General features: G+C 70.4%; 20 protein-coding genes. 7 read left to right on the top strand and 13 right to left on the bottom strand.

Going from position 1 to position 24660, the window contains the following annotated elements:
- Genes ACFFXY_RS19820 through ACFFXY_RS19805 form a run of 4 tightly spaced genes read right to left on the bottom strand, consistent with a single transcriptional unit; the run spans position 1 to position 4497 of the window.
- Positions 1 to 711 (bottom strand): ABC transporter ATP-binding protein, encoded by a 711-nt coding sequence (locus tag ACFFXY_RS19820; RefSeq protein WP_382354523.1) that lies wholly within the window; start codon positions 709 to 711, stop codon positions 1 to 3.
- Positions 704 to 2392 (bottom strand): branched-chain amino acid ABC transporter ATP-binding protein/permease, encoded by a 1689-nt coding sequence (locus ACFFXY_RS19815; RefSeq protein WP_382354520.1) that lies wholly within the window; start codon positions 2390 to 2392, stop codon positions 704 to 706. The genes ACFFXY_RS19820 and ACFFXY_RS19815 overlap by 8 nt, the downstream gene beginning before the upstream one ends.
- Positions 2392 to 3270 carry a branched-chain amino acid ABC transporter permease gene (locus tag ACFFXY_RS19810; protein ID WP_382354517.1) on the bottom strand — a complete coding sequence of 293 codons (879 nt, stop codon included), beginning with the start codon at positions 3268 to 3270 and terminating at the stop codon, positions 2392 to 2394. Before ACFFXY_RS19810 ends, ACFFXY_RS19815 begins: the two co-directional genes overlap by 1 nt.
- A 51-nt stretch (positions 3271 to 3321) precedes the next feature.
- Complete coding sequence (locus ACFFXY_RS19805) at positions 3322 to 4497, bottom strand: ABC transporter substrate-binding protein (protein ID WP_382354514.1); 1176 nt, start codon at positions 4495 to 4497, stop codon at positions 3322 to 3324.
- Between the two features lie 322 nt (positions 4498 to 4819).
- Between ACFFXY_RS19805 and miaB the strand changes: the two genes are divergently transcribed.
- Positions 4820 to 6328: a tRNA (N6-isopentenyl adenosine(37)-C2)-methylthiotransferase MiaB gene (gene miaB / locus ACFFXY_RS19800; protein ID WP_382354511.1), complete on the top strand. Its 1509-nt coding sequence runs from the start codon at positions 4820 to 4822 to the stop codon at positions 6326 to 6328.
- A gap of 46 nt (positions 6329 to 6374) precedes the next feature.
- The gene (locus tag ACFFXY_RS19795; protein WP_382354508.1) at positions 6375 to 7178 is read left to right on the top strand and encodes a class I SAM-dependent methyltransferase; all 804 of its coding nucleotides are present in this window, start codon (positions 6375 to 6377) and stop codon (positions 7176 to 7178) included.
- Positions 7179 to 7227: 49 nt separating this feature from the next.
- Here the strand turns inward: ACFFXY_RS19795 and ACFFXY_RS19790 are convergent, their stop codons facing one another.
- The 4 genes from ACFFXY_RS19790 to ACFFXY_RS19775 form a co-directional block, all read right to left on the bottom strand.
- Complete coding sequence (locus ACFFXY_RS19790) at positions 7228 to 9090, bottom strand: ABC transporter ATP-binding protein (protein ID WP_382354506.1); 1863 nt, start codon at positions 9088 to 9090, stop codon at positions 7228 to 7230.
- Positions 9087 to 10805: an ABC transporter ATP-binding protein gene (locus ACFFXY_RS19785; protein ID WP_382354503.1), complete on the bottom strand. Its 1719-nt coding sequence runs from the start codon at positions 10803 to 10805 to the stop codon at positions 9087 to 9089. The genes ACFFXY_RS19790 and ACFFXY_RS19785 overlap by 4 nt, the downstream gene beginning before the upstream one ends.
- A 178-nt stretch (positions 10806 to 10983) precedes the next feature.
- Positions 10984 to 11733 carry a tyrosine-protein phosphatase gene (locus ACFFXY_RS19780; RefSeq protein WP_382354500.1) on the bottom strand — a complete coding sequence of 250 codons (750 nt, stop codon included), beginning with the start codon at positions 11731 to 11733 and terminating at the stop codon, positions 10984 to 10986.
- Positions 11734 to 11925: 192 nt separating this feature from the next.
- A complete protein-coding gene (locus ACFFXY_RS19775) occupies positions 11926 to 13143 on the bottom strand; it encodes a DUF349 domain-containing protein (RefSeq protein ID WP_382354498.1) in 1218 nt (405 codons plus the stop codon).
- A gap of 82 nt (positions 13144 to 13225) precedes the next feature.
- Between ACFFXY_RS19775 and miaA the strand changes: the two genes are divergently transcribed.
- On the top strand, positions 13226 to 14212 hold the full coding sequence (gene miaA, locus ACFFXY_RS19770) for a tRNA (adenosine(37)-N6)-dimethylallyltransferase MiaA (protein WP_382354495.1): 987 nt from the start codon (positions 13226 to 13228) through the stop codon (positions 14210 to 14212).
- On the opposite strand, the gene ACFFXY_RS19765 is transcribed toward miaA, so the two are convergent.
- From ACFFXY_RS19765 to nadA, 5 genes are all read right to left on the bottom strand, one after another.
- Entirely contained in the window at positions 14169 to 15164 is a 996-nt protein-coding gene (locus tag ACFFXY_RS19765; RefSeq protein WP_382354492.1) for an aldo/keto reductase family protein, read from the bottom strand. The two genes, miaA and ACFFXY_RS19765, sit on opposite strands and share 44 nt — an antisense overlap.
- A 59-nt stretch (positions 15165 to 15223) precedes the next feature.
- Positions 15224 to 16303 (bottom strand): WG repeat-containing protein, encoded by a 1080-nt coding sequence (locus ACFFXY_RS19760; RefSeq protein ID WP_359947689.1) that lies wholly within the window; start codon positions 16301 to 16303, stop codon positions 15224 to 15226.
- 130 nt (positions 16304 to 16433) lie between these two features.
- Positions 16434 to 17084 (bottom strand): DUF3043 domain-containing protein, encoded by a 651-nt coding sequence (locus ACFFXY_RS19755; protein WP_382354488.1) that lies wholly within the window; start codon positions 17082 to 17084, stop codon positions 16434 to 16436.
- Between the two features lie 69 nt (positions 17085 to 17153).
- Complete coding sequence (gene murA, locus ACFFXY_RS19750) at positions 17154 to 18479, bottom strand: UDP-N-acetylglucosamine 1-carboxyvinyltransferase (protein WP_382355532.1); 1326 nt, start codon at positions 18477 to 18479, stop codon at positions 17154 to 17156.
- Positions 18480 to 18772: 293 nt separating this feature from the next.
- On the bottom strand, positions 18773 to 19939 hold the full coding sequence (nadA, locus tag ACFFXY_RS19745; protein WP_382354486.1) for a quinolinate synthase NadA: 1167 nt from the start codon (positions 19937 to 19939) through the stop codon (positions 18773 to 18775).
- A 262-nt stretch (positions 19940 to 20201) separates the two neighbouring features.
- On the opposite strand from nadA, the gene ACFFXY_RS19740 reads away from it, so the two are divergent.
- The 4 genes from ACFFXY_RS19740 (at position 20202) to ACFFXY_RS19725 (ending at position 24617) form a co-directional block, all read left to right on the top strand.
- Positions 20202 to 21320 (top strand): glycerate kinase, encoded by a 1119-nt coding sequence (locus ACFFXY_RS19740; RefSeq protein ID WP_382354483.1) that lies wholly within the window; start codon positions 20202 to 20204, stop codon positions 21318 to 21320.
- Between the two features lie 180 nt (positions 21321 to 21500).
- A complete protein-coding gene (erpA, locus tag ACFFXY_RS19735; RefSeq protein ID WP_382354480.1) occupies positions 21501 to 21884 on the top strand; it encodes an iron-sulfur cluster insertion protein ErpA in 384 nt (127 codons plus the stop codon).
- Between the two features lie 149 nt (positions 21885 to 22033).
- Positions 22034 to 22738 carry a carbohydrate kinase family protein gene (locus ACFFXY_RS19730; protein ID WP_382354477.1) on the top strand — a complete coding sequence of 235 codons (705 nt, stop codon included), beginning with the start codon at positions 22034 to 22036 and terminating at the stop codon, positions 22736 to 22738.
- 214 nt (positions 22739 to 22952) lie between these two features.
- Positions 22953 to 24617, top strand: a complete 1665-nt coding sequence (locus ACFFXY_RS19725; RefSeq protein WP_382355529.1) for a peptide ABC transporter substrate-binding protein — start codon at positions 22953 to 22955, stop codon at positions 24615 to 24617.
- Positions 24618 to 24660: the final 43 nt, after the last annotated feature.

Below are 24660 nucleotides of genomic sequence, written 5' to 3'. Positions count from 1 at the left end.
CTATTCGACGCCCAGATAGGCTTTCACGACTCGGGGGTCTTGCAGGAGTTCGGAGGCGGGGCCGCTGTGGGCGATCTCCCCGGTCTCCAGGACGTGTCCGGTGTCGGCCGCGCGCAGCGCCCGGCGGGCGTTCTGCTCGACCAGCACGACGGTCACGCCCGAGGCGCGGATCTTCTCGATGACCGTGAACACTTCGTCGACCATCTTGGGGGCCAGCCCCATCGAGGGTTCGTCCAGGAGGACGACCCTCGGCCTGGCGATCATCGCGCGGGCGATCGCCAGCATCTGCTGCTCGCCGCCGGACAGCGATCCGGCGGGCAGGGCCCGCCGCTCGGCCAGGACGGGGAACAGGTCGTACATCTCGGATTCGGGGGCCGCGAGGCGGCGGCGCCGGTGGGCGCCGAGGAGCAGGTTCTCGGCGACGCTGAGGGTGCCGAGGATCTGGCGGCCCTCGGGGACGAGGACGAGCCCGGCGGCGACGCGGCGGTGCGCGGGGCGGCGGGTGACGTCCTCGCCTTGGAAGCGGATGCGGCCCGAGGAGGGCCGGACGAGGCCGGAGGCGGCGGCGAGCACGGAGCTCTTGCCCGCGCCGTTGGCGCCCACGAGCGCGAGGAGGCCGCCTTCGGGAACGCTGAAGGACACGTCTCTGACGGCCTGCACGCGCCCGTAGGCGACCTTGAGCGACTCGACTTCGAGGATCGGTTCAGACATGTTCGGACTCCTCGTGCTCTGCCTCGGTGCCCAGGTACGCCTCGATGACCCGCGGGTCGGCGGCGACCTCGCGCGGCTCGCCCTCGGCGATGACCTCGCCGAAGTCGAGGACGACGAGGCGGGTGCAGGCTTCGAGGACCATCTTCACGTTGTGCTCGATGAACAGGACGGTGACGCCGTCGTCGGCGAGGCCGCGGATGAGTGCGGCGAGTTCGGCGGCCTCGACGTGGTTCATGCCCGCGGCCGGCTCGTCGAGGATGAGCAGGGTCGGGTGGGCGGCGAGGGCGCGGGCGATCTCCAGGCGGCGGCGGTCGCCGTAGGAGAGCGCCCCGGGGCGCACGCCGGCGCGCTCGGCGAGGCCGACGCGTTCGAGCTGGGCCCAGGCGAGGGCGAGGGCGCGGCGCTCGTCGCGGCGGGCCGAGGGGAGCCACAGGAGGCGGCGCAGGTAGGTGGGGCGGCTGACGACGTGCGTGCCGACGAGGACGTTCTCCAGGACGGTGAGGCGCTCGAACAGCTTGGAGTGCTGGAAGGTCCGGCTCACCCCGGCCTGCGCGAAGCGGTGTGGCCGCGAGCCGATCGGGACGCCGAGGACGGTTCCCTCTCCGGCCGTGGGGGGTTCGAGGCCGGAGACCATGTTGACGAGGGTGGTCTTCCCGGCGCCGTTGGGGCCGATGACGCCGAGGACCTCTCCGGCGCGGATCTCCAGGTCGACGCCGCGCACGGCCTTGACAGCGCCGTAGGTCTTGGCGAGGCCGGTCACGGAGGCGAGGGGCGTCCCGGGGTCGGGGAGCGGGTCGAGGGCGTCGAGCGGGGCGTAGTCGGGGCCGGGCCGCTCGGGCGCGCGGCGCAGGCGCGCGAACAGGGTCGAGAGGCCGCCGGGGAGGAACAGGATCACCGCGAGCAGGAGCACGCCGGTGACGAGCGGGTGGATCCAGCCCGCTTCGAGGCCCAGCAGGTTCTGCACTTCCGGTACGGCCCAGAGGAATCCGGCGCCGAGGATGGGTCCGAAGAACACGAGGTAGCCGCCGAGGACGGCGGTGACGAGGCCGTTGACGGTGAGGCTGAAGTCGAACGAGACGGGCGTGATGCGCCCGAAGAAGTAGGCGAACATGACGCCGTAGACGCCCGCGATGGCGCCGGAGGCGACGAACGAGGCCATGCGGGTGCGGGCGACGTCCACGCCCATGGACCCGGCGGCGAGCTCGTCCTCGCGGACGGCGGCGAACGCGCGGCCCGAGCGGGAGGGCCCGAGGCGCCAGAACAGGTACGCGAGGACCGCGACGACGGCCCACGCGAAGTCGAAGGTGACCCAGCGTTCCAGGCGCATGCCGAGCGCGCCGTTCGTCCACTCCGCGTTGTTGATGAACACGCGGATCATCTCGGCGGAGGCGATGGTCGCGATGGCGAGGAAGACCCCGCGCAGGCGCAGCACGGGCAGGCCGACGACGAACGCGGCGGCGGCGCCGACGACCGCCCCGGCGGGGAGGCCGACGAGGACGGGGGAGATCGACCCGGCGATGGGCTCGGTGGGGACGACCAGCGTGGAGACGTAGGCCGCGAGGGACGCGAACCCGGCCTGGCCGAGGCTGAGCTGCCCGGCCATGAGGACCACGTGGAACGAGTAGGCGAGGATCGCGCCGAGCGCGATCGTGGTGATGAGGGCCTCGTATCCGGCGAGCATCAGACCTCCCTGACCTTGACGTGGCCGAACAGGCCCCGCGGGCGCAGCACGAGCACGGCGAAGAGCAGCGCGAACGCGACCATGCTCTTCCACGTGGAGTCGAACAGGTGGATGGTCAGGGCCTCGGCGATGCCGAGGACCACCCCGGCGGCCATGGCGCCCCACAATGAGCCGAGGCCGCCGAGGATGATCACCGCGAATCCGACCAGCTCGATCGAGGCGCCGAGGTCGCGCCCGGCCTGCCCGAGGTTGAGCGCGAGGAGGGCCCCGGCGACGGTGCCGAGCGCCGACGAGAGCGCGTACGTCCCGGCGGTCACCCGCCCCACGTTGACGCCGAGGACCTTCGCCGCGGTCGGGTTCTCCGCGACGGCCCGCATGGACCGGCCCAGCGAGGTCGCCGAGACGAGCCACGCGAGGCCGAGCATGAGGACCAGCGCGAGGCCGAGCGTCACCAGCTGCGTCAGGGTGACCCTGACGCCGGCGACCTCGAAGAGCCGGTTGGGGAAGTAGTCCGCCGCGAAGTGCTGCGGGTCGGTGCCGTACCGCGCCTGGAGGAGCGCGATGACGATGCCGCCGAGCGCGACGGAGGAGATGAGGCCGGCGAAGTGCTCGTCGTCGCGGCCGCGCAGCGGCCGGAACGCGATGCGCTCCACCAGGACCCCGGCGAGCGCCCCGAACAGGGCCACCACCGGGAACAGGATCCAGATCGGGATCGCGGTCCGCGCCGCGACCTCGATGCCGACGAACGCGCCGGCCGTGAACACCGCCGGATGGGCGAGGTTCAGGTGTCGGAGCACGCCGAACACGAGCGTGAAGCCGATCGCGAAGAGCGCGTAGATCGAGCCTGCGAACACGCCGTTCGCCAACTGTTGCAGCATGTCTGGATTCCTGTACGGGGATGGGGACGGGGACTCGCCGGGGCGAGGCGGTTACAGCAGGGTGAAGGCGCCGTCGTGGACGATCTGGACGACGGCCTCCTGGGTGACCTCGCCGTTCTCGTCGATCGAGATCGGGCCGAGGATGGAGTCGTATTCGAGGATCTGGCCGAGGTTGTCCTTGATGGCCTCGCGGTTCGCGTCGCAGTCGGCGCGGATCGCCTGGTCGAGGAGGTACGCGGCGGTGTAGGCCTGGGCGGCGAACTGGTCGGGCGCGCGGCCGTACTTCTCGGTGTAGTTGGCGATGAACTCGGCGTTGCCGGTGGTGTCGGCGGCGGCGCTCCACGCGCCGCCCACGATCAGGCCCTCGGAGGCGTCTTCGAGCGCGCCGACCAGGACCGGGGAGTTGAAGGCGTTGCCGCCGACGATGGGGGCCTCGATGCCCAGGTTGCGGGCCTGCTTCACGAGCGGGACGGTCGCGCCGGGCAGGGCCGAGAGGATGACGGCGTCGGGCTCGGCTTCGAGCACGGAGGTGAGCTGCGCCGCGAAGTCGGTGTCGGCGGTCTCGAAGGTCTCCTCGGCGACGATCTCGATGCCCTCGTCGGTGAGGACGTCCTTGATCGTGTTGGCCGCGGAGGTGGTGAACTCGTCGGCGTTGTCGTAGAGGACGGCGACCTTGGCGAGGCCCAGGGCCTCCTTGGCGGCCGGGATGGACGCGGCGAGGGCGACCTCCTCGGGCAGCGAGGCGCGGAAGATGTAGTCGCCCATCTCCGGGATGCCCTCGGCGGTGGTCGAGACGCCCAGCGCGGGCACGCCGGCGCTCTCGGCGTCGGTGTAGGTCGTGAAGGCCATGTTCGAGAGGGTCGGGCCGACGATGGCGCTCACCTCGTCGCGGTCGATGAGCTTCCCGAAGGCGGCCACGGAGTCCTCGACGCTGGTCTTGTCGTCCTCCTGGATCACCTCGTAGGTGATGCCCCCGGCGGCGTTGAGCTCCTCGAAGCCCATCGCGAGGCCTTCTTGCTGGTAGGTGCCGGCGAATGCGGCTGCCTCGGTGAGGCTGAAGACGGCGCCGATCTTGACGGTCTCGTCGATGGTGCAGTCCGCTCCCGTGCCCGAGCCGGAGAGGGCGCTGTCGGAGGAGGCTTGGTTCGTGTCGTCTGAGACACAGGCACCGGTCGCGAGCAGTGCGGCGGCGGCCAGAGCCGCGCCGGTGGTGGATTTGAGGCGCATGTTCTTCCTTGAATGGAAATGATGATGAGAGAGGCTCGTGGGGTCTTTGGTGGGGAAGCCACCGTCTCGTGGGGGATCAGGCGGCACGCAGGCCACCTTATAAGGACGGTGAGAGCCGCACAAGACCGGACAAGGATAAGTTTGGGCGACTAGCGGGCTTTACCGTGAACAATCAGGGTGAACATCGCGCACTCTGTGAAAGGTTGTGAACAGGCGGACGAACGACAGTGCACTGTGGGCGGTCTGACGACAGCGGAGCGTCACTGGCCCGTCGCGCTCCCGGCCCTGATCGTGTGACGCGCCTCGCGTCTATCCTGGGGGAGTGGTTGCGAACGGTGTGAAGACGTACCAGGTGAAGACGTACGGCTGCCAGATGAACGTGCACGACTCCGAGCGCATCGGGGGCCTGCTCGAAGCGGCGGGCTACGTCCCGGTCGAGGGGGAGTCCGCCCCGGACCTCGTCGTCTTCAACACCTGCGCGGTCCGCGAGAACGCCGACAACAAGCTGTACGGCAACCTGAGCCACCTCGCGCCCGCGAAGCGCGCCAACCCCGACATGCAGATCGCCGTCGGCGGCTGCCTGGCGCAGAAGGACCGCGGCGAGATCGTCAAGCGCGCCCCCTGGGTCGACGCGGTCTTCGGCACGCACAACATCGGCTCGCTCCCGGTCCTGCTGGAGCGCGCCCGCCACAACCGGGCCGCCGAGGTCGAGATCCTGGAGTCCCTGGAGACCTTCCCCTCGACGCTGCCGACCAAGCGCGAGTCCACCTACTCCGGGTGGGTGTCGATCTCCGTGGGCTGCAACAACACCTGTACGTTCTGCATCGTGCCCTCGCTGCGCGGCAAGGAGAAGGACCGCCGCCCCGGCGAGATCCTCGCCGAGGTCGGCGCGCTGGCGGCCGAGGGCGTCTCCGAGGTGACCCTCCTGGGCCAGAACGTGAACACCTACGGCGTCGAGTTCGGCGACAAGCTCGCCTTCGGGAAGCTCCTGCGCGCGTGCGGCGAGATCGAGGGCCTGGAGCGGGTGCGCTTCACCAGCCCGCACCCGAAGAACTTCACCGACGACGTCATCAGCGCGATGGCCGAGACCCCGAACGTGTGCCACTCGCTGCACATGCCGCTCCAGTCCGGCTCCGACCGCGTCCTCAAGGAGATGCGCCGGTCCTACCGCTCCGGCAAGTACCTGGAGATCCTCGACAAGGTCCGCGCGGCCATGCCCGACGCGGCGATCACCACCGACATCATCGTGGGCTTCCCCGGCGAGACCGAGGAGGACTTCCAGGCCACCCTCGACGTGGTCGAGAAGGCCCGCTTCTCCAGCGCCTTCACGTTCCAGTACTCGATCCGCCCCGGCACGCCCGCCGCGACCATGGACGGCCAGATCCCCAAGGCCGTCGTGCAGGAGCGGTACGAGCGGCTCGTGGCCCTCCAGGAGCGCGTCTCCTGGGAGGAGAACCGCAAGCTCGAAGGCGCCGAGGTCGAGGTCCTGGTGACCGCCGGGGACGGCCGCAAGGACGAGGCCACCGGCCGCCTCTCCGGCCGCGCCCGCGACGGCCGCCTCGTCCACTTCAACGTCACCCCTTCCGAAACGGACGCGTGCGGCAACGCCGAGGGCGTGCGCCCCGGCGACGTCATCACCACCGCGATCACCTACGGCGCCCCGCACCACCTCGTCGCCGACGGCCCGGTCCTGTCGCACCGCGCGACCCGCGCGGGCGACGCGTGGGCCTCCGGCAAGGCCACGAAGCTCCCCGGCGTCAGCCTCGGCATGCCCTCGATCGGCCGCAAGGCCCTTCCGCAGCAGGAGGCCCCCGGCTGCGGGTCGTGCTGACCCGGCGCATGATCCGCGCCGCCGCCGCCCGTGCCAGAATCGGGCGATGGAACAGGAAATCGACGTACAGGCCAAGCGGGACCAGATGTACGGGGAGCTGGACCTGGGCTCGCTGACGCTCTTCTCCGGGTCCTTCATCAACTACGGGTACTGGGACGAGATCGACCCGGGCCGCGACCTCACCCTCGCCGAGCGCACCGCCAGCCAGGCCGAGCTCTACCGCCGGGTCCTCGCGCGCCTCCCCACGCCCCCGGGCGCGCAGCTGCTCGAACTCGGCTGCGGCATCGGCGTCGGCACCGCGCTCGTCGCCCGCGAGTACGCCGCCTACACCACCGGCCTCGACCGCTCCAAGGCCCAGCTCGCCCGCGCCGCCGACGTCAACGCCGAAGCGCTGGAACTGCTCTCGGGCCGCCTGGAGTTCCAGGAGGGCTCGGTCACCGACCTCCCCTTCCCCGCCGACTCCTTCGACGGCCTCTACTCCGTCGAGGCCCTCCAGCACGTCGACGACCTCGCCGCCGTCGCCCGCGAGGCGCACCGGGTCCTGCGCCCCGGCGGCCACTTCGCCGCCGCCACGTTCTTCACCACCGACGCCGCCGCGGACCGCCCCCTCGCCGATCTCCTGGAGACCGTCGCCTCCGGCATCGACGTCCTCCGCCCCGCCACCGCCTTCGCCGCCGACCTCGACGCCGCCGGATTCGCCCACGTCGCCGTCGAACCCGTCGGCGACCACGTCTGGCGTCAGTTCGACCGCTGGATGTCCCAGACCGAGTTCCGCGACTCCTGGGGCCGCAACTGGCTGCGCTGCTACGAGAACGGCTGGATCGACTACTACATCGTCAGCGCGCGCTGAGCCGGACACGCCGCAGGGCCGGGCCGAAGGCCCGGCCCCTGGCGCGCGCTTACACGAGCGAGTCCTCCCACTGGCGGTGGAGGGTCGCGTACTCGCCGCCGTGGTCGATGAGCTCGTCGGGGCGGCCGTCCTCGATGATGCGGCCGTGCTCCAGGACCAGGACGCGGTCCGCGATCTCCACAGTGGAGAGGCGGTGGGCGATGATGATCGCCGTGCGGTCGGCCAGGATCGTGCGCAGGGCCCGCTGCACCAGGCGCTCGGACGGGATGTCCAGGGACGAGGTGGCCTCGTCCAGGATCAGCACCCGCGGGTCCGCCAGGAACGCCCGCGCGAACACCACGAGCTGCCGCTGGCCCGCCGACAGGCGCCCGCCGCGCTTGCGCACGTGCGTGTCGTACCCGTCCGGCAGCGCGTCGATGAACTCGTGCGCCCCGACCACCTTGGCCGCCTCCACGATCCGCTCCCGCGGCGCGCCCGGCATGCCCAGCTCGATGTTCTCCGCGATCGTGCCGTTGAACAGGAAGTTCTCCTGCGTGATCATGACGATGTTCCCGCGCAGGTCCGCCTCCGACAGGTCCCGCAGGTCCACGCCGTCGAGCGACACCGAACCCGAACCCGGGTCGTAGAACCGGCTCACCAGCTTCGCGATCGTCGTCTTCCCCGCGCCCGTCGCGCCCACCAGCGCGAGCGTCTGCCCGCCCGGGACGCGCAGGTCCAGACCCGGCAGGACCACCTGGTCCTCCCGGTACCGGAACTCCACCGCGTCGAACCGCAGCTCGCCGCGAGGCGACGCGATCGCCTTGGGCTCCAAGGGCTCGGGCACCTCCACCGGCTCGTCCAGGACGCCCGAGAGCTTCTCCAGCGCCGAGGTCGCCGACTGGAGCACGTTGTAGAACTGCACCAGCTCGTTCAGCGGGTCGAAGAACCGCTTCATGTACAGCAGGAACGCCGCCAGCACACCCAGCTCGGTGTTGCCCTGCATGACCTGCCAGCCGCCGAACAGCAGCACCACCACCGTCGCCAGGTGCCCGATGCCGCGCATCCCGCCCGACATGAACGCGTTCTGCTGGTGCCCCTTCGCCTGCGCGAACTGGTTGTCGGTGTTCAGGCCCGCGAACAGCTCCCGGTCGCGCGGCTCGCGCCGGTACGCCTGCACCGCGCGCACCCCGCCCATCGACTCCACGAAGTACACGATCAGGAGCGCCACGGTCTCGCGCGCCTTCCGGTACGCCACCGCCGACACCCGGCTGAACCACCGGCCCAGCATCAGCATCAGCGGGAACGTCAGCAGCGACACGGCCGCCAGCAGCGGGTCGATCACCAGCATCACGATCGTGATCGTCACGACGTTGAGCGCCGCGAGCACCAGGTCGTCGACGCCGTTCTCCGTCATCTCCCGGATCGACTCCATGTCCGAGGACTGCCGGGCCGTGACGCGCCCCGACGTGAACCGCTCGTGGAACGACACCGACAGGTCCTGGAACTTGCGGAACACCCTGCCGCGCAGCGCGAACAGCATCGCGTTGCCGACCTTCGCCGACTGCGCGATGTACAGCCGCACGCACACGTACTTCAGGACCGACACGACCGCGAACACCGCGCCGATCCCGATGAGCATCGAGTAGTCGCCGCGCTCGGAGATCGCCGGGATCGCGTTGTCGATCCCGAACATGACCAGCAGCGGCGTCGCCATGCTCGTGAAGTTCTGCACCACCAGGATCGCGCACAGGAACGCGATGCCCTTCTTGTGCGGGCGCATCATCCAGCCCAGCAGCGCGCGGCTCTTGAGCCGCAGCTCCTTGATCGACTCCGCGTCGTCCACTTCGGCGCTGGTGCGGTCCGCCTCCGCGGACTCCGCGCGCCCGCGCCACGCCGCGTGCTTGTCGGGCTTCTCGGTCTCGGTGACGGTCACGCCGCAACCTCCTCGGACTCGGCCGACAGCACGTCGACGTACTCGGGACTGGACGCCATCAGGTCGGAGTGGCGCCCGAACGCCGCGATCCGGCCCTCGTGCAGCAGCGCCACCTTGTCGGCCAGGGCGACCGTGGACGGCCGGTGGACCACGACCAGCGCGGTCGTGTCGCGCAGGACCTCCGCGAGGGCCCGCTCCACGAGCTCCTCGGTGTGCACGTCGAGCGCCGACAGCGGGTCGTCGAGGACGAGCACCGCGGGCCGCACGACGACGGCGCGGGCGAGCGCGAGGCGCTGGCGCTGGCCGCCGGACAGGGACAGGCCCTGCTCGCCGATGCGGGTGTCGAGGCCGTAGGGCAGGTCGTAGACGAACTCGGCCTGGGCGACGCGCACGGCCTCTTCGAGGTCCGCTTCGCTCGCGCCGGGGCGGCCGAGGGCGAGGTTCTCGCGCACGCTCATGGAGAAGAGCGTGGCCTCCTCGAACGCGGTGGTCACGACCGAGCGGAGGTTCTCCAGCTTGAGGTCGCGGATGTCGGTGCCGTCCAGGAGGATGCGTCCGGCCGTGGGGTCGTTCAGGCGCGAGGGCAGGGACACGAGCGTGGTCTTGCCCGAGCCGGTCTTCCCCGCGATGGCGACGGTCTCGCCGGGCTTGACGCGCAGGTCGACGCCGGCGAGCACTTCCTTCGTGTCGTCCTCGAACGCGAAGCGCACGCCCTCGAAGACGAGTTCGCCGCGGACCTCGCCGCGCTCGATCACCTTGGCGTTCGGGCGGTCCTTGATCGCCGGCTCGGTGTCGAACACGTCGTAGACGCGGTCGGCCGCCGTCATGGCCTCGTTGCCGTGGGCCATGACCCAGCCGGAGGCCTCGATCGGCCACAGGAGCGCCAGTTGCAGCATGATGAACGCGGTCAGGTCGCCCACGGACATCGAGCCGTTCGCGACCATGACCGAGCCGAGCACGAGGACGCCGCCGACCGCGGCGGTGGCGATGGCGTCATAGCCCGACCAGGAGCGGGACGCGATCATGCTCTTGAAGATCGAGCGGGACCGCAGCTCCTCGGCCTCCTTCTCGAAGCGGGCGGCCATGAGCGGGCCGCGCCCGAGCGCCTTGATGGCGCGGATGCCGAGCGCCGACTCCTCGGCGGCGCTGGAGACCTCGCCGGACTGGTCCTGCTCGGACCGGGCCGCGGGGAGGTACTCGCGGAAGAACTTGCGGCCGATGAGGAACAGCGGGACCGCGGAGGCCGCGACGATGAGGGCCAGGCGCCATTCGATGAACAGCAGCTGCCCCATGATGATGGTGATCATGCCGATCGAGGTGATCGCGAAGACCAGGCCGCCGGCGAAGAACCGCCGGACCATGCCGAGGTCGGAGGTGACGCGGGCGAGGAGCTGCCCGGTCTGCCACCGGTCGTGGAACCCGGTGTGGAGCACCTGGAGGTGCTCGTACAGGGCGCCGCGGATGTCGGCCTCGATGGCCATCGCGGTGGTGGTCTGGAAGTAGCGCCGCACCAGGTTGAGGACCGCGTCGGCGAGGCCGAGCACGGCGATGGCGCCGACGATCGCCCACAGCGCGGCGACGTCCTTGTGCGCGATCGGCCCGTCGATGGCCCGGCCGACGAGCGGCGGGATCGCGAGGCCGGAGACGATGTTCAGCAGCACCATCGACCACAGCAGTGCGAGTCGGTACCGGTACGGATGGAGGTACTTCTTCATCCGCCAGAGGTTCGTCAGCGCCGTCTGACGTTCGGGGGGATTGTCGGATTCTTCTGGAGTTTTCAACCGCTCTGAGCCCACTGTTCAAACCTACGAGCGGCCTACGACATTCCGCAATCGATTTCCCACCTGCCGACCGGTAAGGAGCGGGCGGGGCCGGGCCCCGCCCGCGCCGCTGCTAGTGGAGGAGCTGCTCGCGCAGCGCCTCGGCCCGGTCGAACCCGGTGGCCCGCACATAGTCCCGCATCGACCCGAAGCGCTCCTTCATCTCCGCGATCGTCGCGGCCATCGCCTCGGCCGGGGTGGTGAGGCCGCTCTCGGCGGCGGGCTTGCCGAGGTTCGCGTCCCGCCACGCGCGCCAGCGGGCGATCCCGACGTTCGAGAGCGCGTAGTCCGCGGCGATGTCGGCCTCGTCGACGCCGAGCACCGACAGGAGCGCGGCCGCGACCAGGCCGGTGCGGTCCTTCCCGGCCATGCAGTGGAACAGGACCGGCTCACCGGAGGCGATCACGTCGAGCGAGTCGCGCACCGACCGGTACCCCGACTCGAACATGCCCGAGTAGCGCTGCCGCAGGAACGGGACGACGTCGGCGCCCTCGGGGTACTCGCGGCCGATGGCCTCCCACCTGACGTGCAGCAGCTCGAAGTGGTGGAACTCGACGCCCGGGGTCTCGGGGAACCGCCCGGCCACCTCCCACTCCTCGGCGCGGCGCAGGTCGATGACGTGGCGGACGCCGAGCCGGTTCACCAGCAGGTCCACGTCCGCTTCGGTGACCATCCCGAGGTTGTCGGAGCGGAAGACCCGGCCGGTCCTGACCTTCTTCCCGTCCGCGGCGTCCCAGCCGCCCACGTCGCGGAGGTTGAAGACCTTCTCGGCGTCGATGAACTGGTGGGGGAGCGATTCAAGCGCGGTGCTCTTGAACGACATGATGCCGCCTTCCTGTCTGGGGGACATGGTCGGTTGCGGGCAAAGCGAACGGCGCAGACCGGTGCGGTCCACGCCGTCGTAGCCCTGCTCCATTATCCCGACGGGTCGCCGAACGCCCTCATGCGTCCCAGCGAACCCCGGGGAAACGGCAGCGGTCGTCTACTTCGAGCCCTCAGCCAACTGCAGGCTGCGCTACTTGGTTCCTTCCGCAAGCTGCAGGAACTGCTTTTTGGAAGCCAAGTCCGACTCCGCCTTCTTGATCCGGCCGGCGTTCCCGTCGGCCTTCGCGCGGGCGAGCTTCTCCTCGGCCTCGGCGACCTGCTGGCGCATCTGGAGCAGCAGCGGGTTCTCCTCGACCGGGACCTTGCGCCACGCCGTGTCGAGCGCGTCGCGGAGCTTGTCCTCGACGGTCCGCAGGCGCCGCTGGAGCTTCGCCTGGTTCTTGCGCGGGACCGCGCCGATGTCGTGCCACCCGGCCTGGAGGTCGCGGAACGCGTTCTGCGCGGCCTTCGGGTCGGCCTCGATGTCGAGGGCCTCGGCCTGCTTGAGCAGCTCCTCCTTCGCGGCCTGGTTCGCCTCCAGCTCAGCGTCGCGGGCCGAGAAGACCTCGGAGCGCGCGTTGAAGAAGACGTCCTGCGCCGCCCGGAACCGCTTCCAGGCCTTCTGCTCGGCGTCGGGCGCGAGCCGCCCGGCGTCCTTCCACTCGGCCATGAGGCCCTTGAGCGCGTCGGCCGTGGGTCCCCAGTCCGTGGAGGTCGACAGCGCCTCGGCCTGCGCGATCAGCTCCTCCTTCTTGGAGCCGATCACCTTGCGCTCGGCATCGAGCTGCGAGAAGTAGGCCCCGCGGTGGCGCGTGAACGTGTCGCGCGCGGCGGAGAAGCGCCGCCACAGCTTCTGATCGGTCTTCCGGTCGACCCCGTGGATCGCCTTCCACTCCTCGATCATCTCGCTGAAGCGCTGCCCCGACGCCTTCCAGTGGCTGTCGCGGGACGCCAGGTCCTCCGCCTCGGCCACCAGGGCCTCCTTGGCGGCGACGGCCTCGGCGCGCTCGGTCTCCTTGGCGGCCTTGAACTCGCCGAGCTTGTCCTCGGCGTGCTTCGACAGGCCGTCGAGGCGGGTCGCCAGGCCCTCGACGTCCCCGACCACCGCGGCCGTGTCCAGGCCCTCGCGGAGCTTGCGCAGCTGCGAGGCGGCCTGCTCGACGTCGGCGGACTCCGAGTTCAGGCGGGCGGCGATGAGATCGACCTCGACCACCAGGTCGGCGTACTTGCGCGCGAAGTGCGCGAGGCCCTCATCGGTGGAGCCGGCCTGCCAGGAGCCGACCGCGCGCTCGCCGGAGGAGGTCTTCACATAGACCGTGCCGTCGGCGTCGATGCGGCCGAAGCTGGTCCAGTCTCCGAGGTCACTCATCGCGGTAATCTCAAATCCTTCACACGAACTTAGGGACGTATTTCCCGTACCTTACGGTGGTCGGCGGGTCGCCGCCAGCCGGGTGGGGGCCGCGCGAACCGAGGGGGTCATTCAATTGAGGAGCGTAGTCGGCGGCAACCCAACCCTACAACCGCCGGTGATCGCCGTCGTAGGCCCCACCGCGGCCGGGAAGACCGCCCTGTCGGTCGCGCTCGCCGAGGCCCTGGGCGGGGAGGTCGTCAACGCCGACTCGATGCAGCTCTACCGCGGCATGGACATCGGCACCGCGAAGATCACCGCGGCCGAGCGCCGCGGCGTCCCCCACCACGTGTTCGACGTCCTCGACGTCACCGAGGCCGCCGACGTGGCCGCCTACCAGCGCCTCGCCCGCGGGGCGATCGGCGAGATCCGCGCCCGCGGCAACCGGCCGATCCTCGTCGGCGGCTCCGGCCTGTACGTGCAGGCCGCGCTCGACGAGATGGACTTCCCCGGCACCGACCCCGCGATCCGCGCCCGCCTCGAAGCCGACCTCGACCGCGACGGCTCCGCCGCACTCTGGGAGCGCCTCCGGGCCTGCGACCCCGAGGCCGCGAAGGCGATCCTCCCCTCGAACGGGCGCCGCGTCGTGCGCGCCCTCGAAGTCGTGGAGCTCACCGGCTCCTTCACCGCCTCGCTCCCCGAGCCCAAGGCCCACTTCGAGGCCGTCCGCATCGGCGTGGACCTCGACACGGCCGCCCTCGACGAGCGCATCGAGCGCCGCGTGCGGGCCATGTGGGACGCCGGGCTCCTCGACGAGGTCCGCGACCTCGAATCCAAGGGCCTGCGCGAGGGCCGCACCGCCTCCCGCGCCCTCGGCTACCAGCAGGTGCTCGCGCACTTCGCGGGCGAGTACGACGAGGACGAGGCGTTCCGGCTGACCGCGCAGGGCACCCGCCGGTTCGTGCGCCGCCAGCGCTCCTGGTTCAAAAGGGACGGCCGCATCGAATGGTTCGATGCGGCCGATCCTCAGCTGGTCGAAAAGGCGATCACGCGCGCGGGTTCGGCGCCGTCGTCTCCTTCGGGTCGGTGACCGACACCGGCGCGAACAGCTCGTTGATCTTCGCGTAGACGTCCTCGGGCAGCTTCACGCCGACGGCCTTGACGTTCTCCACGACCTGCTCGGGACGGGTCGCGCCGATGATCGCCGCGGACACGTTCGAGTTCTGGAGGACCCACGCGAGCGAGAGCTGCGCGATGGTCAGGCCCAGCTCCTCGGCGATCGGGCCGAGCTGCTGCACGCGCTCCAGCACGTCGTTTTTGAGCCACGCCTCGACGAACCGCCCGAACTTCGGGTCGGCGCCGCGCGAGCCCGCGGGGGCCGCCTGGCCCGGCTTGTACTTGCCCGACAGCACGCCGCCCGCCAGCGGGGACCACACGATCTGGCCGATGCCCAGCTCCTCGGAGGCCGGGACGACCTCCTCCTCGATGACCCGCCACAGCAGCGAGTACTGCGGCTGCGAGGACACGAGCTGGATCTTCAGGTCCTTGGCGAGCGCGGCCGCGGCGCGGATCTGCTCGGCGTTCCACTCGGACACGCCGATGTAGTGGGCCTTGCCGGAGTGGACCACGTCGGCGAACGCCTGCATGGTCTCCTCAAGCGGGGTCTCCACGTCCCAGCGGTGCGCCTGGTACAGCTCCACGCGGTCGGTCTGGAGGCGCGTCAGGGAGTTGTTGATCGACTCCTTGATGTGCTTCGCGGACAGGCCGCGGTCGTTCTTGCCCGGGCCCATCGGCCAGTAGACCTTGGTGAAGATCTCGATGCCGTCGCGGCGCTGGTCCTTGAGCGCCCGGCCGATGACCTCTTCAGCGGCGCCCTGGGCGTACACGTCGGCGGTGTCGAAGGTGGTGATCCCGGCGTCGAGGGCGGCGTTCACGCACGCGATCGCGGCGTCCTCCTCCACCTGCCCGCCGTGGGTGATCCAGTTGCCGTAGACCAGTTCGGAGATAACGAGGCCAGAGCGGCCGAGATGACGGAATTCCATGGGTACAGAGCCTACCTGCCGTGCGGCTAGCCGCAAAGGCAACCGCGATCACAAGGGGTCTAGAGCGGCCCGTCGTCGATGGACACGGCCGCGTCGAGGTGCCGCAGCGACTCGGCCCGGTCGGAGCGCACGGGCATGAGCTCGTTGCCGTCGAACCCGAGGGCGCCCCACGAGTACCCGTCGGTGACGAGGAACCCGGCGGGGTGGACCTCGACGCGCTGGTAGCGCGGGGGGACGACGACCCGGCCGGTCTTGTGGACGACGATGACGCGGCCGCGCTGGGCGGCGACTGCGACGCCGTTGACGAACCCGGTGACGGTGCGCCCGTCGGCGGTGGGGGTCTCCATGGACCCGTAGAGCATGGGGACGACGACGGTGCCGTTGCGGTCGATGGCGCCCCAGTCGGCCTGGCAGACGGCGGCGACGCCGCCGCGGAAGTCCCCGGCCTGGCTGAACGCGGCCTGCACGACGGGCCGCCCGTCGTGCCCGAGGTATCCGAAGCGGCCGGTCTGGGGGTCCTGGAACCGCTCGGGCGCGGGGTGCCCGGCCCGCTCGGCCCAGCCGCGCGGGGGCGCGCCGAACCCGTACTTCGCGGCGTGCTCCTCGATGAGGCTGAGCGCGGTCTCCACGATCTGCATGACGAACCCGTGCGGGTTCTGCTCGGAGGCGCGCTGGACGTGGATGAGCGACTCGGTGATGCGGCCCTGCGCGATGCACGAGAGCCCGGCGTAGGCGCGGACGGCCCCGGTGAGGGTCCGCGGCAGCTCCCCGGCCTCGGCGAGCGCGAAGAGCTGGTCGGCCTCCTCGTAGCGGCCCCGCACGCGCAGGATCTGGGCGAGGCGGGCGCGGGCGGGGGCCAGGAGCAGGTCGGCGCCGACGGCCTCGGCGTACTTGACGGCGGCGGCGGCGTCGACCTCGGCGCCGTCGAAGTCGCCGAGGACGCGGAGGATGACGGCCCGCACTCCGAGGAGGCGCGACTGGTCGGCCTCGGCGGCGTGCCGTGCGAGCCGGAGCGTGGCCTCCTCGCGGATCTGCTGGAGGGCGACGGTGTCGGCGATGGCGTGGCGCATGGTGGCGCGATCGAGTGGGCCGAGGGCGCGGAACAGCCCCGCCCGCAAGTCCGCCGCGACATCAACCACGTTGACTACTTTCCGGGGTCAGAGAGGGCTACGTCAGTATCGAGGGTAAGCCATCGGGACCGGGGAGGGACAGTCGAGCGACCCCGGGCGCGATCGCTTCGTTGCGGCGGGGCCGGGCGGCCCCGCCTGGTCATTTGACGATCTTGCCGAGGTCGTCCTCGGTGGCCTTGTAGCTCATGCGGGCGCGCGGGTTGCGCATCGAGCGGGGCATGATGCTCCGCTGGATCGCGTACCAGTTCAGGCCGCCCATGCGCTGCGTGGTCTTCGGGAAGCGCTTGAGGACGATGCGCTTGACCTTGCGGGTGAGGAACACCGACTCGATCACGATCGCGCCGGTGAGCACCAGGAGCGCGATGAACAGGTAGCTCTGGAGCTGGACCGAGCCGGTGGAGAGGATGAGGATCGCGAACGCGGCGAACATGTAGTACTGGCCGATCGACCAGCGGGCGTCCACGATGTCGCGCACGAGCAGCCGCTCGGCCCCGCGGTCGCGGGGGAGGTGGTACTTGTCGAAGAGCGGGTCGCCCTTCCACTGGCCCTCGGCGATGCGGGCCCGCTCGGCCCTGACGTCTTCGCGCGCCTGCTTCTTCTGCTCCTTGGTGAGCGGGCCGGACTTCTTCGCGGCCTCCCGCTTCTCCTTGTTCGTGAGCGGCGGGTTCACCGGGGGGCGGGCCTTCGACTGGTTGGGCCGCTTGGGCGTGGCCTTCCCCTTCTTGTCCGTGGCCGAAACCGGCTTCGGTTCCTCGGTTTCGGGTGCTGCCTGGACGGACTTCTTGGCCACGGACGATCGGCCTTCCTCAACTCGCTGCGGGCGGTGGTCCTGCAAGCATACCTACGCCCCGAACATCGCCTATTTCGTGACAGGTCGCTCGATCTTCGCGCCGAGGCCGAGGAGCTTCTCCTCGAAGTTCTCGTAGCCGCGGGAGATGTAGCGGTCGACGCCGTAGACGCGGGAGGTGCCCTCGGCGGCCATGGCCGCGATGAGGTGGCTGAAGCCCGCGCGCAGGTCGGGGATCTGGAGGTCGGCGGCGTGGAGCTTGGAGGGCCCGGCGATGACGGCCGAGTGCAGGTAGTTGCGGCGGCCCCACCGGCACGGCGTGCCGCCGAGGCAGTCGGAGTACAGCTCGATGTTCGCGCCCATGCGGCGCAGCTCCGAGGTGTAGCCGAAGCGGTTCTCGTACACGGTCTCGTGCATGATCGACAGGCCGTCGGCCTGGGTCAGCGCGACCACGATCGGCTGCTGCCAGTCGGTCATGAGCCCGGGGTGGACGTCGGTCTCCAGGGCGACCGGCTTGAGCGGCGTGCCCGGGTGCCAGAAGCGGATGCCGCCCTCGACGGGGTCGTCGTCGACCTCGTACGCGCCGCCGATGGAGCGGAACACGTTCAGGAACGTCATCATGTCGGCCTGCTGCGCGCCGCGCACGAACACGCTGCCCTCGGTCGCGAGCGCTGCGGACGCCCAGGAGGCGGCCTCGATGCGGTCGGGGAGCGCGCGGTGCCGGTAGCCCTTGAGCTCGTCGACGCCGACGATCTCGATCACCCGGTTGGTGTGGACCTTGATGATCGCGCCCATCTTCTGGAGGATGCAGATCAGGTCGACGATCTCGGGCTCGATCGCGGCGTTGCGCAGCTCGGTGGTGCCCTTGGCCATGACGGCGGTGAGCAGGACCTGCTCGGTGGCGCCGACCGACGGGTACTCCAGCTCGTAGCGGATGCCGTGGAGGCCGTTCGGGGCGGACAGGTGCGTGCCGGAGGCGTCCTTCTCGACGACCGCGCCGAACTGGCGGAGCGCGTCGAGGTGGAAGTCGATGGGGCGGCCGCCGATGTTGCAGCCGCCGAGGTCGGGGATGAACGCGCGGCCGAGGCGGTGCAGGAGCGGCCCGCACAGGAGGATCGGGATGCGGCTGGTCCCGGCGTGGACGTTGATCTCCTCGACGCCGGCGGACTCGACCGAGGTCGGGTCCATGTAGAGCGTGTCCCCGTCGAGCTCGACGTCGACGCCGTGGACGCGCAGCAGACCGGTGACGACCTCGACGTCGCGGATCGCGGGCACCGAGCGCAGGACCGACGGCGACGTCCCCAGGAGGGCGGCGACCATCGCCTTCGAGACGAGGTTCTTCGCCCCGCGGACGGTCACCTCCCCTTCCAGGGGGGTGCCGCCGTGGATGATCAGCATGTCTTCGGGGGTGGCGTCGGTGCTGCTCAACAGATCTCCTCGGATGGAAGGGAGTACTGGTTACGGAAGCCGGGAAGCGTCAATGCGACGGCCGTCTCGCGGCGATGTCTCGTTCACCGGGAAACAACTTGGCGGACCAACGATAACGGAATAGCCACATGGAAAACGCCCAGGTAGCCGTATAACCCTCGGTGATCATGCGCACCCGCGGCCTCCATGGATACACGTTCGAGGGACCCGGAACCGTTCACCTCGCGGACGACTTTGTGGCGAACGACTCCGGGCCTCCGGCGCTACGGCAGTGCGAGCATCCGGTCGAGCGCCTCGCGCGCGTAGACGGCGGTCTGCTCGTCCACGGTGATGACGTTGGGCACGCGCCCGGCCACGAGCTCTTCGAGCGCCCACACCAGGTGCGGCAGGTCGATCCGGTTCATCGTCGAGCAGTAGCAGACCGTCTTGTCCAGGAACGAGATCTTCTTGTCCGGGAAGCGGTTCGCCAAGCGCCGCACCAGGTTCAGCTCGGTGCCGATGGCCCACGAGGAGCCGGGCTCGGCCGCTTCGAGCAGCTTGATGATGTACTCGGTCGAGCCGACGTAGTCGGCGGCCTCGACGACCTCGTGCTTGCACTCGGGGTGGACGAGGATGTTCACGTCGGGGTCGACGCGGCGCATCTCCTCGACGCATTCGAGGGTGAACCGGCCGTGGACCGAGCAGTGGCCCTTCCACAGGATGATCTTCGCGTTCCGCAGCTCGTCGTCGGTGAGGCCGCCGTTGGGCTTGTGCGGGTTGTAGAGCACGCAGTCGTCGAGCGAGTAGCCCATGTCGCGGACCATCGTGTTGCGGCCCAGGTGCTGGTCGGGCAGGAACAGGACCTTCTCGCCGTGGTCGTAGGCCCAGCGCAGGGCCCGCTCGGCGTTCGAGGAGGTGCACACCAGGCCGCCCTCGCGGCCCACGAAGCCCTTGATCGCGGCGGTGGAGTTCATGTACGTGACCGGGACGGTGACCTCCGCGATCCCGACGCGCTGGAGGTCCTCCCAGCACTGCTCGACCTGGGAGGCGGTCGCCATGTCGGCCATGGAGCAGCCCGCGGCCATGTCGGGGAGGACCACCTGCTGGTGGTCGCCGGTGAGGATGTCGGCGCTCTCGGCCATGAAGTGCACGCCGCAGAACACGATGTACTCGGCGTCCGGCCGCGCCGCCGCCTGCTGCGCGAGCTTGAACGAGTCGCCGGTGACGTCGGCGAACTGGATCACCTCGTCGCGCTGGTAGTGGTGGCCCAGGACGAACACGTTGCCGCCCAGCGCCTCCTTCGCCGCCTTCGCGCGCGCGACCAGGTCGGGGTCGGAGGGCGCGGGCAGCTCGCCGGGGCAGTCGACGCCGCGTTCGGACCCGGCGTCGGAGCCGCGGCCGAGGAGCAGGAGCGCGGTCTGGGTGTTCGCAGGTTCAGTGAAGCCCGTCATGGCCGCAATCCTAGACCTTTCCGAGCCCCGCTCAGGTCGAAGAAATCCACCGTCCGTCCGCCTCGGCCCTCCCCGGCCGTTTTGTCGCACCCCTGGGTCACCCTAGAGTCCGGGGGCCCGGAGGGATCGCCACCATCGCGGCTGCCCGCGCACACCGGCCCGATCCCCGATGTCGTACCCGGCAGGCACCGTTGAAGCCGGGGGCGACTCAGCACCGGCAAGCGGTTACCTCTCGTTCCGGGCCATCCACTACCCTCTAGATGTGCGCATCCTCATAGCCCCCGACAAGTTCGCCGGAACCATGAGCGCCGGCGAGGCCGCCGACGCCATCGCCGCAGGCTGGCTGCGCGCCCGCCCCGGCGACACCGCCGAGACCCTCCCGCTCGCCGACGGCGGCCCCGGGTTCGTCGAGGTCCTCGCCCGCGCCAAGCCCGGCGCCGCCCTCCAGACGGTCGCCGTGACCGACCCCCTCGGGCGCAGGATCGAGGCCGAATACCTCCTCGATGGCGACACCGCCTACATCGAGTCCGCCGCCGCCTGCGGCCTCCACCTCCTCGGCCCCGGCGAGCGCGACCCGCTCGGCGCCACCACCTACGGGGTGGGCCTCCTCGTCTCGCACGCCGTCGAGCACGGCGCGCGCCGCGTCGTCGTCGGCCTCGGCGGCTCCTCCACCACCGACGCCGGGGCCGGGATGCTCACCGCCCTCGGCTGCACCTTCCGCGACGCCGCCGGACGCCCGATCGCCTACGGCGGCATCGGCCTCCCCGAGACCGCGACCGTCGAGTGGCACCCGCGCACCCGCGGCGCCGAGTTCATCGCCGCCACCGACGTCGACTCGCCCCTCCTCGGCCCCCACGGCGCCGCCCACGTCTTCGGCCCCCAGAAGGGCGCCGACCCCCGGCAGGTCGCCTTCCTCGAACAGGCCGTGGCCCACTTCGCGGGCACCGTCGAACCCGCGGCCGGGCGCACCGGCGCGGTGAACAGCCCCGGCGCCGGAGCCGCCGGGGGGATGGGCTTCGCGCTGTTCCTCCTCGGCGGCACCCGCGCCTCCGGGGCCCGCCTGACCTGCGACGCCGTCGGACTCGACGCGAAGATCGCCGCCGCCGACCTCGTCGTCACCGGCGAGGGCTCCTTCGACGCCCAGAGCCTGCGCGGCAAGCTCGCCGCCGAGGTCGCCTCCGGCGCCGCCGCCCACGGGAAGCCCTGCCTCGTCATGGCCGGGCGCTCCGATCTTGCGATGCTTCCGAACGACACCCACCCGGACCTCGTGGGCGTGCATTCGGTCACCGAACTGCTCGGCAGCGCGAAGGAGGCCATGGCCAGGCCGGTCGAGGGACTCACCGCACTCGCCGAGAAAGTGGCGAAGGAATGGCAGGAATAGGTACCGTCGGACACCGGCCGCTCAAGCACGTCACCGCACTCCACGAGTGATCTCGGACGCCGTTCCGGATTCCCGCCGCTTCGCTCAGGGAATAGGGACACTGCCGATGCGGTTGGGTACTGTTGACGGGTCGAATCGGCCCGGTCGACCCGGGTCTCGCACACATCAGAGGAGTAGCAAGTGAGCGCCACTCAGCAGGCTGACACCGAGCAGTCCACCGACGCCAAGGACACCGCCAAGGTCGGCGTCGTGCTCACGGACGCCGCCGCCACCAAGGTCAAAGCCCTGATCGAGCAGGAAGGCGAAGAGGGCCTGCGCCTGCGCGTCGAGGTCAGCCCCGGCGGCTGCTCCGGCCTGCGCTACGGCCTGTACTTCGACACCGACGTGCGCGACGGCGACGTCGTCCAGGACTACGAGGGCTTCGGCGTCATCGTCGACAAGATGAGCGTCCCGTACCTCATCGGCGCCAACATCGACTTCGCCGACCGCATCGACGCCCAGGGCTTCACCATCGACAACCCGAACGCCCAGGGCTCCTGCGCCTGCGGCGACTCGTTCCACTAGGCCCCGGCCAGACTCGCGCAGCCCGGTCGGACGCTTTCGCCGACCGGGCTTCGCCGTGCGCTAGGCTTGGCGCCCCCCGCCGGACGCACCACTTTCGTCCCGCGCTTTCCTTTTCCGATCTTCCCGTCCCCGATGCGAGGACCAGCTCAGTGGCACTTGTCGTGCAAGGCATGAAGACCGCCGTCACCGGAACCACCGCCGAAGCCGTCGGCAACGGCCTCGCCCGCCTCGGGCAGGCCCCGGTCGTCCTCGGCCGCGACGAGCTCGACCTCATCGAGGTCATGGAGCGCGGCGGCTCCCTCGGACTCATCCACATCGGACCGTCCGAGGCCAAGGCCATGCACGCCTACGCCGACCAGGCCCGCGACCTCGGACTGGAGTTCAGCGCCGACCCCGGCGACCTGGAGGGCGAGGAGGCCGTCGAGTTCTTCTCCGGCGCCAAGTTCCTCGTCACCAGCGAGGACCGGTACCACCTGCTCCAGGCCACCACCGGCCTCGCCGACGACGAGATCCTGGAGCGCGTCCGCGTCCGCGTGACCACACTGGACCAGGACGGCGTCGAGATCGCCGGCCACGACATGGACCGCGTGCGCGTCCCCTTCGCCCGCGCCCGCGAGATCATCGACCCCGCCGGGGGCGTCGAGGCGTTCACCGCCGGGCTCCTCGCCGGGCTCGGGTGGGGCATGAGCCTGCGCCGCGCCTCCGAGGTCGGCAGCCAGCTCACCGCGCTGGCGCTCGAATCGGTCGGCCCGCAGGGGTACTCGGTCAACCCGGTGGACTTCGTCAACCGCCTGGAGCAGTCCTACGGGCCCGCCGCGGCGGCCGAGGCGTCCGCATACCTGTTGCCCGAGTGAACTCACGCGTCGTATTGACCCGCAACGGAAACACTCGTCTCACAAAGCGGGATATAGCCGGTAATACCGCCGTGACATCCCGCGCGAAAGGTCTCTGCTTACCGTCCGACAGGTAACGATTTCACAACGCACTCTTTTATTCTGTTGTGTTGTGCGACATGGTGTGAGTTATCCCACGACCCACTCACACCCTGGAGCGTTCCCAGTGCGACGAATGCGAATGACGGTGGCCGCCATTGCGGTCGCCGGTCTCGCGGTCTCGACCGCTGCCTGTGCCGGCGACGAAAGCGACCTCGACGGCGAGGGCGGCGGCGGTGGCGGCACCATCAACATGCAGATCGGCGAGGTCCGCAGCCTGATCCCCGGCGGCTCAGGGGAGTCCGAGGGCTACCGGATCATCAAGAACGTCTACGACGGCCTGATCTACTACGACCGCGAGTCCGGCGAGCCCGTGAACCTGGCGGCCGAGGACATCTCCTCGCCCGACAACCAGGTCTGGACCATCAAGATCAAGGACGGCCTGACGTTCCAGAACGGCGAGCCGGTCGACGCCGACGCCTTCATCCGCTCCTGGGACCGCACCGCGCTCGCCTCGAACGCGCTGCCGCTCAACTACTTCTTCGCCACCTTCGAGGGCTACGCGGAGATGAACCCCGACCCGCTCCCCGAGGACCAGTGGGCCGACCCGGAGGTCCCCGAGTACGCGCCGATCGACGTCACCCACCTCTCCGGCGTGACCGCGGTGGACGACCTCACCATCGAGGTCAAGCTCAGCGCCCCGTTCATCGGCTTCCCGACCATGCTCGGCTACGAGGCGTTCCTGCCGGTCGCCGAGGCGTGCCTGGCCGACACCGAGGCCTGCGAGAAGAAGCCGATCGGTAACGGCCCCTTCATGTTCGAGGGGGAGTACGACATCGAGTCCGGCGGCACCGCGGTCCGCTGGGAGGACTACGCGGGCGACATGCCGGCCAAGATCGACGGCGTCAACTGGAAGGTCTACGTCGGCGGCGACGACTGCTGGGCGGACTTCCTCACCGGCGACATCGACGTCTGCCGCCCGACCGCGGCCGACTACGAGAACGCGATGAACGACCCCGACCTGGAGTCGAGGCACATCCAGGAGGACGACCCGAGCATCCTGATGCTCTCGTTCCCGCTGTACGACCCGAAGTTCCAGAACGTGGACCTGCGGCGCGCGATCTCCATGGCGATCGACCGCGAGGGCGTCGCGAACGTCGTCGGCCCCGAGCGCTTCTACCCGCTCGACTCCTTCGTGCCGTCCTCGATCCTCGGCGGCGGCCTCGGCACCTGCGGCGAGTACTGCACCTACGACCCTGAAGCGGCGGCCGAGCTGCTCGCCAGCGCCGGCGGCTGGCCCGAGGGCGAGAAGCTCAAGATCTGGGTGAACGACGCCAACGACAACGTGGACATCTTCCGCGCCATCGGCGACTCGATCTCGCAGTCCCTGGGCATCGAGTACGAGCTCGTCCCGATGGAGTGGACCGACTACCTGACCACCCGCGAGGGCCACGGGCTCGACGGCCCCTTCCGCAACGGCTGGAGCCCCGACTACAACCTGAACGAGAACTACCTGGAGCCGATCTACGGCGGCGGCCCCACCGTCAACGACATGGGCTGGGAGAACGCGGACTACGACGCGAAGATCGCCGAGGCCGGCTCCGCCGCGACCCTCGACGAGGCCGTGGCCCTGTACGGCGAGGCCGAGCAGATCCTCGCCGACGACATGCCGAGCGTCCCGGTCTTCGGCGAGAAGTTCAACTACTTCTACACCGACCGGCTGGAGAACGTGTACGTCCACGGGATCTACTCGGGCCCGGGCGGCGACTGCGAGCTGCGCGAAGTCACGATCGTCGGTTAGCGGACCGAACGGCGACCGCGGGCGGGCGAGAGCCCGCCCGCGG

Source organism: Glycomyces mayteni, assembly GCF_042428885.1.
GTDB classification, from domain to species: domain Bacteria; phylum Actinomycetota; class Actinomycetes; order Mycobacteriales; family Micromonosporaceae; genus Glycomyces; species Glycomyces mayteni.
This window is presented reverse-complemented; position numbering and strand designations above follow the sequence as displayed.